Genomic DNA, 233 nt, shown 5'->3' with positions numbered 1-233 from the left:
ATCAATATCTTTTGCCGTCAGATTCGCTTCTTTTAATGCCGCCTGAATCAGCGGAACCGTTATACGAACGTGATCGCGGGAGGCAAGCTCCGGCACCACGCCGCCGTAGTCAGCATGTAATTTCACCTGACTATACAGTTGGTTGGCTAAAAGGCCCTTTTCGTCGTCGTAAATCGCGATGCCGGTTTCATCGCAGGATGTTTCAATTCCCAGTACACGCATGGCTTGTTTTA

1 pseudogene is annotated in these 233 nt (G+C 49.4%); it reads right to left on the bottom strand.

The window, feature by feature from the left end:
* Positions 1-222: pseudogene (locus tag GYRE_RS23075) on the bottom strand (tRNA (adenosine(37)-N6)-threonylcarbamoyltransferase complex transferase subunit TsaD); the annotation flags it as partial.
* Positions 223-233: the final 11 nt, after the last annotated feature.

This window comes from Yokenella regensburgei ATCC 49455, assembly GCF_000735455.1.
In the GTDB taxonomy this organism is placed as follows: Bacteria; Pseudomonadota; Gammaproteobacteria; order Enterobacterales; family Enterobacteriaceae; genus Yokenella; species Yokenella regensburgei.
The sequence above is the reverse complement of the archived record's forward strand: the minus strand, read 5'-3'. Positions and strand labels throughout refer to the sequence as shown.